Here is an 11,243-nt window from a genome sequence, read left to right as displayed (position 1 = left end):
AAAGCTGATTGCTCATTTTGAATCTGACGAGAATTTCTTCTCTTTAATACTCACTCGTTGTTCAGTTTTCAAAGATCAAAGTCTCATCCGCCGCTCCATTGTGTCTCACGCAGCGACCTTTATAATATATCACAGACTCTTTATTATCGTCAAGCACTTTTTTTCGAACTCTGATTTCATCGTGCTTGTCGGCCGGTGTCGACTTTTATCTTCCCCGAAGAGCCGAATATTAATGTATCACATCTTCATGTTCAGCGTCAACTACCCAAATAAGGTAACTTTCAATCCCAGCAGTACTGCAACCCCGGGCAATCCCAAAATGGACACCGTTCCAATCGTGGCAGGATTCAGCGGGATGTACAAATCCCCCGCCAGACGGGTAAAATCAACCACATATAAGCCAATTGCCGCCAGAACCAGGTGGGAGCCAAACAGGCCCAGCCACCTCCAGCCCAGTCTTTTTTTCAACACAATCGCAATCAGTAGAACCGCCGAGATCACTAGTACTGCCAAAGCCGCCGTTCTCAAGCGCCGTCACCCTCCTATTCCATTATTAATCCTGCAGTTGGTTTCGTTTCAACCCGATCATCTTGGCGTGCTTGAGGTGAATCTGATATTTGCGCTCCGCCGCTTCCAATATATATATCGCATAGTCAATCTGATCCTGCCCCATAGCTTCATCGAACATCAGATGGGCTCTCTCCCACTCCATATGCGCCTTCCTCACTTCAGCAAAAACGTCCCAGCCTTCGTCCCTGGCCTTTTCTTGCCCGCCGACTTGACGGCGCAGCGCGCTCCACCAGCCCATCCCGTTTCCCCCTTCGTTCGGTGATTGCAGCAGAAACAACCGTCTCTCCTACACTCTCATTCATATCAGGACAAGTACGAACTTAGAACCAGAAGCCGCAGGAAACTCCGTGTTCTCGGGAAAAAAGGGCTGTAGTCTCATATAATCGCTCTAACACAAAAAAAGAGAAGCCCTACCCGGGCTCCCCTTCTCACGCACTTATACATTCTTCTATTTTTAAAAAAGCTCGCGCCTGCCCTCCAGCGCTTTGGACAGCGTCACTTCGTCCGCATACTCCAAGTCACCACCGACAGGCAGACCATGGGCGATACGAGTTACTTTTAGTTCAAAAGGACGCACGAGTCTGGAGATGTACATCGCCGTGGCCTCCCCCTCGATGTTGGGGTTCGTCGCCAAAATAAGCTCCTGAACCCTCTCGTCGCTGAGCCGGTTCAGCAATTCCTTCAGCCGGATATCATCGGGACCTACGCCTTCCATAGGCGAAATGGCACCTTGCAGCACATGATAATAGCCGTTGAATTCCTTGGTTCGCTCCATGGCAACAAGATCCTTGGAATCCTGGACCACGCAAATCACCGAAGCGTCGCGCGTCTTATCCTGACAAATCCGGCAGGGATCGGTATCCGTAATATTGCAGCAGACCGAGCAGTAATGAAGATTGCGCTTAACGCTGACGAGCGCTTTGGCGAAATCTATCGTCTCGTCTTCCTTCATGTTCAGCACATGGAAAGCCAGCCGGGCGGCCGTCTTCGGACCGATACCCGGCAGACGGGTAAAAGCGTCGATCAGCTTGGCAAGCGGTTCGGGGTAATACAATTGGTTATCTCCTTTATGATGAGCTTGACACAGACCTTAGAAGAGGCCCGGAATCTTCATGCCCCCGGTGAATTTGCCCATATCGGCGTTGGCCAGTTCTTCGGCTTTGGTCAGAGCGTCGTTGACCGCCGTAAGAACCAAATCCTGCAGCATTTCCACATCCTCCGGATCAACGGCTTCTGGCTTGATTGCAATCGACAGCAATTTCTTATGTCCATTAACCTGAACGGTTACGACTCCGCCGCCGGAGGTTCCTTCTATCGTCTTGCTGCCGAGCTCTTCCTGGGCTTTCAGCATTTGCTCCTGCATTTTCTTCACTTGTTTCATCATTTGATTCATATTATTCATACATATCTCTCCTTTGGGCAGCCATTAGCCGCCGATATTGGGCCTTAATCTTTTATGACAACGAGGTCCTCGCCGAACAGCTGAATGGCTTCATCAATCCAAGGCTCCTCGGAAGCCTCTCCGTTCTCATGCTCATGTTCCAGTCGCAGCTCTTCCTTATCCGGAGGCTGAACCGACTTGGTCTGGGCCTCATTCCAATCCCGAAGCATGACGGTGACCAGCCGATAAGGCTTGCCCAGGCGCTGTTCCAGCACACGCTCAATCACCTGCTTATTGGCCGCTTTCTCCGTAGTCTCCCGGTGTATCGTATTCTTAAAGGCGACGAGGACGGCATCCTCAGTGACGGAGACGGGTTCTCCATCTACGAACCAAGCATGCACCGTAACCTTCTCTTCTTTGACACCCTGAAGCACCTGCCCCCACATCTTAAATGCCTGGGCGAAGTCGCCGCTGTCCTTCCCCGCCATGAATTTATCCATCTGCGGAGGCAGCTTCGACACGGAGGAGATGCGCGGCGCAGAGGCCGGCCGATTGTTGGCAGGCTTGGGGGTCGTCTCACGAGCACCGGCAACTCCTCCGGCTTGGAGCGCCTGCTCCAGCTTCTTCTCCAGGGCGGCAATTTGCCGCTTCAACGCCTCCAGCTCGCTTCTGTCCGTCCCGGAAGGACGGGACGGAGCTGAAGCCGCTGCGGCAGCGCTTCCGGGACCGGAGGACACAGCCTCACCTTCGGAAGGGCTGCATAGCTTCATGAGCGCCACCTCGAACAGCGTCTGCGGATGTGTCGCATACTTCATCTCGCTCAGATAACGGTTCAGCGTATCGACAATGTCGAACAGCCGGGCCTGGGAGAAGGCCGATGCCACATCAAGGAAATCCGCAGGGTTCAGCACTCTGTCCGTCAGACCAGAGGAGTTCGGCACCATTTTAATCATCAGAAGATCCCGGAAGTAATACAGAAGGTTCTCCAGACATTTGTCGGCGCTCTTGCCCTCATGCATCAGCTGCTCGACCTGCTCAAGAAGCTGGCCCATATCGCCAGCCAGAATAGCTCTTGCCAGCTTGGCGAATTGCTCTGCCGGAATGCCCCCGGTCATGCCAAGTACCTGCTGGTACGTCACCTGCCCATCCGTGTAGGAGGAAATCTGATCAAGAACGCTCAGAGCGTCGCGCATCCCCCCGTCCGACAGGCGGGCGATATACTGTAGAGCCTCGTCTTCCGCGGAGATCCCTTCTTGATCACAGATGACTCTCAAGCGGCCCGTCTGTTCGCCAAGCGAAACCCTGCGGAAATCAAAGCGCTGGCAGCGCGAAATAATGGTTGCCGGAAGCTTATGGGGCTCCGTTGTCGCCAATATGAACATGACATGCGCCGGCGGCTCCTCAAGTGTCTTGAGCAGAGCATTGAAAGCCTCCGTAGTCAGCATATGCACTTCATCGATAATATACACTTTACGCCGCACTTCGGTCGGCGCGTATTTCACTTTATCCCGAAGGTCGCGAATTTCTTCCACACCCCGGTTGGACGCCGCATCAATCTCCTGCACATCCATCACAGCGCCCGAAGCAATGCGCAAGCACGAAGGGCACTCATTGCAGGGCTCCGGACCCGGACCCCGCTCGCAGTTCACCGCTTTGGCGAGCACCTTGGCCGCCGTAGTCTTGCCGGTGCCTCGCGGGCCGCTGAACAAATAGGCATGAGAAACCCGCTGCTCGCGGATCGCATTTTGAAGCGTCTGGATAATGTGCTGCTGTCCCACCATGTCCTGAAAAGACTGAGGCCGCCAGGCACGGTACAACGCAATGTGTTCCAATTCTGCATTACCCTCTTTCAGCGCCGCTTCTTGGGCGTTAATCGCTACCTGAATTATACTATATTCTCCGCACCATGACCAAAAACAAAAAGCATCTGTCGCACATGCGATAGATGCTTATTATTGTATAGGTTAAACCGCGCACCTGTTATTGATGACCGCGATCCAAGCGGCACCCCTGTGCGGCTGCTCGGGCTAGGCTACCCTCCGGCACAAAAGCAAACTTGCTTATGGCTGCTTCCTTCCGGACCTGACCAGGTTCACAAGCGCTCATTGCGGAGGACCCAGCCGTCAACACAGTGCACAGGGACCAAGCCTCACATCGACGGCACCTCTAACAGGAATTCAACCTCGCTATAGCGGATTGCGAGTTACAGGGCACCGCTACCTCCCCGTCTAGCACGGCGAAGATAAGTATATCCTACGCCGACTCAAAAAGTCAACCGGACAAGAAGATATAAGCAGGGGCCCCATAATCGGCCAACGATATGCCCCATTTCATGACAATAAAACCCTCCAGACCAAAGTCCGGAGGGTTTATGACCGGGCGGAGAGCCCGGATTAGATACCGTATTTCTTCTTGAATCTGTCGACGCGACCGCCGGCATCCAGGAATTTCTGTTTGCCTGTGAAGAACGGATGGCAAGCGGAGCAGATTTCGACGCGCAGGTCCTGTTTCACAGAGCCGGATTCGAAAGTGTTGCCGCAGGCGCAAGTAACAGTTACGACGTTGTATTTCGGTTGAATAGCGTTTTGCATTTTGATTTCACCTCTTTTGCCCTGAGCCTCATGCGGACCCAGAGTTGATATAAGACATATGAGTGTAGTTTATCACGAACCTTGGGCCGAGGCAATACTTTTCCTTGACAAATCAGCTCTGCTGGTTAATGACTGCCCGCTTCGGTCTGGCTTCGCCGGCAGGCGGCACATGGGTATAAGAGCCGATGACAACATCCGGCAGCTCCTCCCGGAAAATCTCCAGCATCGTCTTCATGCCGAGAATTTCGCCCTGGGCCGGCGGAATCAGCTCCAGATAGCTCTCCGGATCAATGTTGAGATTCCGCATCTGGATCAGCTTCAGGCCGGTTCGCTTTACGAACTCAATCATGGCCTCAATCTCTTCTTCGCGGTCGGTTACGCCGGGGAAGATGAGATAGTTGATGGATGTATAGACACCCTGGGCTGTAGCGTATTTGAGCGATTTCTCCACATTGGCAAGCGTGTAGGCCCGAGGCTTGTAATAAGCGTTATAGTGATCGTCCAGCGCACTGATTGTGCTCACCCGCATCAAATCAAGGCCGGCGTCCACAATCCCGCGCATATGATCGCTGAGTCCCGCATTCGTATTGATGTTGATGTAACCCATGTCGGTTACCGAGCGCACCTCGCGGATGGCGTCGATAATAAGCTTGGCCTGAGTCGAGGGCTCTCCCTCGCAGCCTTGGCCAAAGCTGATGATTGATTCCGGTGTCTTCAAATGCTCCAGCATAACCTGAACAATCTCATCAACCCGGGGACGGAAATTCATCCGCGTCTGCGGAGAGACGAATCCGCTATCGTCCGGCTGCTCCGAAATGCACCCGAAACAGCCCGCATTGCAGGAATACGATACCGGAACGCCTCCTTCCCAGCGGTTCAGGAACGTATTGGACGAGGTAAGGCACTCATATCCCAGGGCGCAGTTCGTGAGATGACCATACAGCCGATTCTCCGGATACTTGGCAGTTAGACTCTCTACGCCGCTGCGGACGGCGTCACGGTCGCAATTCATGGGGTTCCATTTATAGGGATCGTCGGTCGCATCGGCGGCCACATAGAACCCCCCGTCCTTCCACACAACCGCCGAATAGCCGAAGAGCGGAAGCTTGTAGGTCTTGTCTGTCTTGACATAACCCGGCAGGCACAGGCGTGTAAACCCTTGGGGGAGCAGGGCGCCGACCGCATGGCAGTCTTCCGGAAGCGGCAGCATTTCACCGGTCTCCGGATTCATTCCAACGGCTCGCGTACAGGGCAGAAGAGACAGCGTCGCCCCTTCCGGCAGCGGGATCAGCTCTTCCTCCAGCAGTTCGACAAGCATATCTCCGCTTCGGGCCAGTCCATACAGCTCCGGATGATCATATACGTTTCCTTGCCCGTCGGCATACACTAAATGCATGGTAATCTCCTCTTAACTATGATGAATAATAACTCTCGGTTGTCCTCAGGTCGTCGTTGTGACGGAAGCCGCCTTCGGGCGAACCGGACGCCGCGCGGAGGCTCCGCTGTTCGAGGTTCCTCCCGCGCTGGCCGTAGAGCTCGCGCTGCCGGATTCCTTGCTGCCAGCCACGTCGAAAGAAGCCAGGAACTCGGCATTGGTCTTGCTGTCTCTGAGCTTCTTGATGAAATTCTCCACAAAATCGAATGAATCGTTCATGCTCTTGCGAATCGACCAGATGGTGTCCAGTTCTTCCTTGGTCAGCAGCACTTCCTCGCGCCGCGTACCGGAACGGCGGATATCGATGGCCGGGAAAATCCGGCGCTCCGCCAGCTTGCGGTCCAGATGCAGCTCCATATTCCCCGTGCCTTTGAATTCTTCATAAATAATATCGTCCATTCTCGAGCCTGTATCAATAAGCGCCGTCGCCAGAATGGTCAGACTGCCGCCTTCCTCGACGTTCCGGGCGGAACCGAAGAAGCGCTTCGGACGATGGAACGCAGCCGGATCGATACCACCGCTAAGCGTTCTGCCCGACGGAGGAACGACCAGATTATACGCCCGCGCCAACCGGGTGATGCTGTCGAGCAGGATCACAACGTCCTTCTTATGCTCCACAAGACGCAGCGCACGCTGAAGCACGAGCTCCGCCACCTTGATGTGATTCTCGGGAAGCTCGTCGAATGTGGAAGCCACCACTTCGCCCTTCACGGAGCGCTGCATATCGGTAACCTCTTCCGGTCTTTCATCAATCAACAGTACGAACAGCTCAATCTCGGGATTGTTGTTGGATATGCTATTGGCAATCTCCTTCAGCAGAAGCGTCTTGCCCGCTTTGGGCGGAGCTACGATCAACCCGCGTTGACCAAGGCCAACCGGCGCGAGCAGATCCATGATTCGGGTGGACAAGTGGGTAGGCGAGGCCTCCAGCGAAAGCTTATCCTGCGGATAAAGCGGTGTCAGCGCCGGGAAATGCAGACGTTCAGCCGCGGTTGCAGGGTTCTCCCCGTTAACGGCATTAACCTGAAGCAGCCCGAAGTAGCGCTCATTCTCTTTGGGCGTCCGACATTTGCCGGATACGAGGTCCCCTGTCCGGAGATCGAATTTGCGAATCTGTGAAGCCGAAATATAAATATCCTCCGCACTTGGCAGATAATTGATCGGTCTAAGGAATCCATAGCCCTCCGGCAAAATTTCGAGCACGCCTTCCATAAACATCAAACCGCTTTGCTCGGCCTGCGCCCGCAGAATCGCAAAGATCAGCTCTCTTTTCTTCATTTGCCCGTAATATGGGATCTGGTATTTCTTGGCCAGCTTGTACAGCTCGGTCAGCTTCATTTCTTCCAAGTCGGAAATTTGAAGATCCATGTAATAACCACCTATTCAATTAATAAATTCGCAAAAAGAGACACTTAAATAAAAGATCGCAAAAAAGTCTGGCATGTCAGAAAAATAGGTGACAATTTGCAGAGGGTAGGTGAACGGAAAGGCGGCCGAGATAGCCGTCAGGCTTCATGTGCTGAAGCACGCACACCTGCATGTAGAAGCGAGGGATCGGTTGCATAATCGGTAAACCTGTAATGATAGTGCAGAAAGTGATTTCGCTTGGCTCTTTCAAGTATCAGCATTTTGTATCATTCTAACATAATGCTCAAGTATGGAAAAAATCCTCATTAGGATAGCATTACCCAAAATGGGGAAAGATATGCAGCAGAGGTTAAATCTTTTTTGGGAAACGGGGAAAATAGAGAGGCAGCGGAGCGGAAAATGCCGTTTGGCACAACCGCTCCCTGCGCTCCATTTGGATGTACGAGGCCTAGAGGCTATTCTTCCTCCCGCCATACCTCGGCACCCAGTATACGGAGGTTGGGCACCAGATTATCATACCCGCGGTCGATGAATTCGACCCCGGTGACTTCCGTAATTCCGTCTTCCACGGTAAGTCCGGCAATCACGAGAGCCGCGCCGGCTCTCAGATCGGCCGCCTTAACCTTGGCCGCATTCAGCCTGCTGCCCTCGATAATGGCCGATCTTCCTTCAACGCGAATCTTCGCGCCCATGCGAAGCAGCTCCGGCACATGCTTGAAGCGGTTGCTGTAGACAAAATCGCTCAGCACGCTCACGCCTTGCGCCTGGGTCAGCATGGTCGTCATCGGTGATTGCAGATCGGTGGCAAACCCCGGATAGACGAGCGCTTTAACATCAGCCGGCTCGTAGACGGCCCGACCGATGACCCGGATGCTTTCGTCCAGTTCCTCCACTTCCACGCCCATTTCCAACAGTTTGGCTGTCAGCGCCTCCAGATGCTTCGGAATGACGTTGTCGATGACCACATCTCCCCGGGTAGCTGCGGCAGCGATCATGTACGTCCCCGCCTGAATTCGGTCCGGAATAATGGAGTGACGGCAGCCGTGCATTTCCGATACGCCTTCGATCCGGATTGTTTCGGTTCCGGCACCCTTGATAATGGCGCCCATGGAGTTAAGCAGTGTGGCAACATCTATAATCTCAGGCTCTTTAGCCGCATTTTCGATAATTGTAGAGCCTTTGGCACGCGAAGCCGCCAGCATAATGTTAATCGTTGCGCCGACACTGGACACGTCCAGATAGATTTTGGCGCCTTTCAGTTCTTTGGCATACAGATGAATGGCACCGTGCTCGTTCGACACCGTCGCTCCGAGCGCCTCAAAGCCCTTGATATGCTGATCGATCGGTCTCGGTTCAAAATTACAGCCGCCTGGCAATCCGATGGTTGCCTCTTTAAACCGACCAAGAAGCGCTCCCATCATGTAATAAGAGGCTCGCAGCTTCTTCACAGGCCCGTTCGGCATAGGGATGGAGACAATGCGGGAGGGATCGATCACCATCTGGCTTCCCGACCATGCCACTTCCGCTCCAAGATCCTGCAAAATTTCGGAATACACAGCCACATCGCTAAGGGAGGGCAAATTATCAAGAGTAACTTCCGATTCGGCCAAAATAGCCGCCGGAATAAGCGCGATTGCACTGTTCTTCGCACCGCTGACTGTAACCATGCCCTTCAGCGGTCTTCCGCCGCCAATCATTAACTTTTCCATCGATTAATTGGTTCCCCCTAGATGTACTGCCGCTGCCCGGCAATACGAACCGCGGCTTGCTGCATGACTGTCAGGCGTACATGGCAGACATACCTTGCACTCTCCCACAACGCGCCACAGCAATTAACAAAGTAAAGATCGCATGGAAGAAACGGTACACCTGTGCGATAAACGGTGTTCCGATGTATTGCAGCACAAAGCCAATAAATCTTCATATTTAAAATGGAAAGACACCGACTATGCGGTGTGCTCTCCATTATAAAGCTATTCAGTTCATTATAACCGAAACGGGCGGAATTGCCCAATGTCTGCTGTTCTTACGCTTTGTTGCTGGAGCCGAATTCGCGGATTTTGCCGATAACCGTTTCCTTGATGGCTTCACGGCCCGGTTGGATGAAGGTACGAGGATCGTATGCATCCGGTTTAGCCGCAAGCACTTCACGGACAACCTTCGCAAATTCAATTTGGTTCTCAGTGTTCACGTTGATCTTGGAAGTTCCCAGGGAGATGGACTTCTTGATGTCATGCTCCGGAATGCCAGTGCCGCCATGCAGAACGAGCGGAAGCTTAACAGCGTCGCGGATTTCTTCCATTTCCTTGAACCCGAGGTTCGGTTCGCCTTTGTAAGGGCCGTGTACGGAGCCCAGAGCAGGAGCCAGAGTATCGATGCCAGTCTTGGCGATCGCTACGCAGTCTTCCAGTTTGGCATACAAGATGCCGCCTACAACGTCATCTTCCTGTCCGCCGACAGTACCAACTTCGGCTTCTACGGATACGCCTTTGGAATGAGCGTATTCAACAACCTTCTGGGTCATTTCAACGTTCTCTTCGATCGGATGGTGGGATCCGTCGATCATAACGGAAGTGAAGCCAGCGTCGATAGCTTCCTTACATTTGTCGAAGCTCGAACCATGGTCGAGGTGGATTGCTACCGGAACGGTAATTTTCAGATCGTGGATCAGGCCTTCAACCATTTTAACAATTGTGTAGAAACCGCTCATATGACGTGCTGCGCCTTCGGATACGCCAAGAATAACAGGAGATTTCTCCGCTTCAGCCGCGCTCAGAATCGCTTGTGTCCATTCCAGGTTGTTGATGTTGAATTGACCTACAGCATATTTGCCTTCCAGGGCTTTCTTCAACATTTCTGTCATCGATACCAATGGCATAAATTCATCCTCCTAAAGATGGTTTCTCGCTTATTTGTAAGCCGACATCACATACAGGCATATTATAGCACAACCTGTCTCAAAACCTAAATAGGTTAAGCAAAAAAATGTCCCGGCGGGACGAATTTTATCCACCCCTATTTCCGGACGCATCTCGCCCTTCCTTTATTACCCAATATAACGGGACTTATCCACCCTATATCTGCTTCCTCCTGCTCAGAAAAAAACGCGACTCAGTACCCTTTTCTCGGCATCCGAACGTTCTATATTCCTCACTGAAGACAGCACAAAAAAGGACTCCGGCTCATTCGGAGCGGAATCCCAGACTCTAGCTGCATTGATCGATGGACCCTGTCCGCAGATGGAGATTAACGGCTACCCGCATTTCATCGATGTCGAACGGCTTGGTGAAATGCATGAGCGCCCCCAGCTTGGTCGCCTCCTTGATCATATCCAGTTCGCCGTACGCCGTCATCATGATGACCTTGATCGCCGGATCGATCTCCTTGATATGCTTCAGAATTTCCAGTCCGTCCATTCCCGGGATTTTCATGTCGAGAAGAACCAGGTCGGGGCGATCGCTGTTGACGATATCCAAAGCCGCTTTGCCGTTAGCCGCCTGAAAGGTTGTATAACCTTCGCTGTTGAACACCTCCATGAGCAGGATTCTTATCCCGTTCTGGTCATCGACGATTAGCACTTTCTTCTTATCCATTTGTAAACCTCCCCCGAATATAGAGCCCCACTATGTCTGACGCGCCCGCCTTTCCTCTCCACCAATCCATTCGTTGAACTAGTATTCGTGCTTTCCTGTCAAATTCCTGCTAAATGGTAAAATTGCGTATATTAATTCCGCAAAATAGCACGATAGGCAGATTGCAGAAGTCCGATCTTCGTCTTTTTACATAGGCGGATTTGCGAAAAAAAAGGGCCCCGATAAAGCAATGTCATTAAGATAAGGCACAGGCCCAAAAATGAAGAAAAAGAGCAGGTCATCGTACAGATGGCTCGCTCTTTTTT

The 11,243-nt window shown here is 52.6% G+C and carries 11 protein-coding genes and 1 other RNA gene; all 12 read right to left on the bottom strand.

Annotation, left to right across the window (positions count from 1 at the left end; translation table 11 throughout):
* Positions 1-261: 261 nt before the first annotated feature.
* The 12 genes from KIH86_RS10700 to KIH86_RS10645 all read right to left on the bottom strand — a co-directional run bounded on the left by KIH86_RS10700 (position 262) and on the right by KIH86_RS10645 (position 10,938).
* Entirely contained in the window at positions 262-528 is a 267-nt protein-coding gene (locus tag KIH86_RS10700) for a pro-sigmaK processing inhibitor BofA family protein (RefSeq protein WP_223081699.1), read from the bottom strand.
* 25 nt (positions 529-553) lie between these two features.
* Positions 554-808: a hypothetical protein gene (locus KIH86_RS10695; protein WP_223081718.1), complete on the bottom strand. Its 255-nt coding sequence runs from the start codon at positions 806-808 to the stop codon at positions 554-556.
* Between the two features lie 216 nt (positions 809-1,024).
* Positions 1,025-1,624 (bottom strand): recombination mediator RecR, encoded by a 600-nt coding sequence (gene recR, locus KIH86_RS10690; RefSeq protein WP_223081701.1) that lies wholly within the window; start codon positions 1,622-1,624, stop codon positions 1,025-1,027.
* A gap of 36 nt (positions 1,625-1,660) precedes the next feature.
* Positions 1,661-1,972: a YbaB/EbfC family nucleoid-associated protein gene (locus KIH86_RS10685; RefSeq protein ID WP_223081703.1), complete on the bottom strand. Its 312-nt coding sequence runs from the start codon at positions 1,970-1,972 to the stop codon at positions 1,661-1,663.
* A 44-nt stretch (positions 1,973-2,016) separates the two neighbouring features.
* Positions 2,017-3,783: a DNA polymerase III subunit gamma/tau gene (dnaX, locus tag KIH86_RS10680; RefSeq protein WP_223081705.1), complete on the bottom strand. Its 1,767-nt coding sequence runs from the start codon at positions 3,781-3,783 to the stop codon at positions 2,017-2,019.
* Between the two features lie 137 nt (positions 3,784-3,920).
* Positions 3,921-4,188, bottom strand: an RNA gene (gene ffs / locus KIH86_RS10675) — signal recognition particle sRNA large type.
* A 156-nt stretch (positions 4,189-4,344) separates the two neighbouring features.
* Positions 4,345-4,542 (bottom strand): 50S ribosomal protein L31, encoded by a 198-nt coding sequence (gene rpmE / locus KIH86_RS10670; protein ID WP_038692964.1) that lies wholly within the window; start codon positions 4,540-4,542, stop codon positions 4,345-4,347.
* A 112-nt stretch (positions 4,543-4,654) separates the two neighbouring features.
* Positions 4,655-5,938 carry a radical SAM protein gene (locus KIH86_RS10665; RefSeq protein ID WP_223081708.1) on the bottom strand — a complete coding sequence of 428 codons (1,284 nt, stop codon included), beginning with the start codon at positions 5,936-5,938 and terminating at the stop codon, positions 4,655-4,657.
* Positions 5,939-5,983: 45 nt separating this feature from the next.
* Positions 5,984-7,345, bottom strand: a complete 1,362-nt coding sequence (gene rho / locus KIH86_RS10660; protein WP_223081711.1) for a transcription termination factor Rho — start codon at positions 7,343-7,345, stop codon at positions 5,984-5,986.
* Between the two features lie 455 nt (positions 7,346-7,800).
* The gene (locus KIH86_RS10655) at positions 7,801-9,054 is read right to left on the bottom strand and encodes a UDP-N-acetylglucosamine 1-carboxyvinyltransferase (protein WP_223081713.1); all 1,254 of its coding nucleotides are present in this window, start codon (positions 9,052-9,054) and stop codon (positions 7,801-7,803) included.
* A gap of 317 nt (positions 9,055-9,371) precedes the next feature.
* Positions 9,372-10,223 (bottom strand): class II fructose-1,6-bisphosphate aldolase, encoded by an 852-nt coding sequence (gene fba, locus KIH86_RS10650; protein ID WP_223081716.1) that lies wholly within the window; start codon positions 10,221-10,223, stop codon positions 9,372-9,374.
* 328 nt (positions 10,224-10,551) lie between these two features.
* The gene (locus KIH86_RS10645; protein ID WP_038692959.1) at positions 10,552-10,938 is read right to left on the bottom strand and encodes a response regulator; all 387 of its coding nucleotides are present in this window, start codon (positions 10,936-10,938) and stop codon (positions 10,552-10,554) included.
* Positions 10,939-11,243: the final 305 nt, after the last annotated feature.

This window comes from Paenibacillus sinensis, from assembly GCF_019904155.1.
In the GTDB taxonomy this organism is placed as follows: domain Bacteria; phylum Bacillota; class Bacilli; order Paenibacillales; family Paenibacillaceae; genus Paenibacillus_AQ; species Paenibacillus_AQ sinensis.
This window is presented reverse-complemented; position numbering and strand designations above follow the sequence as displayed.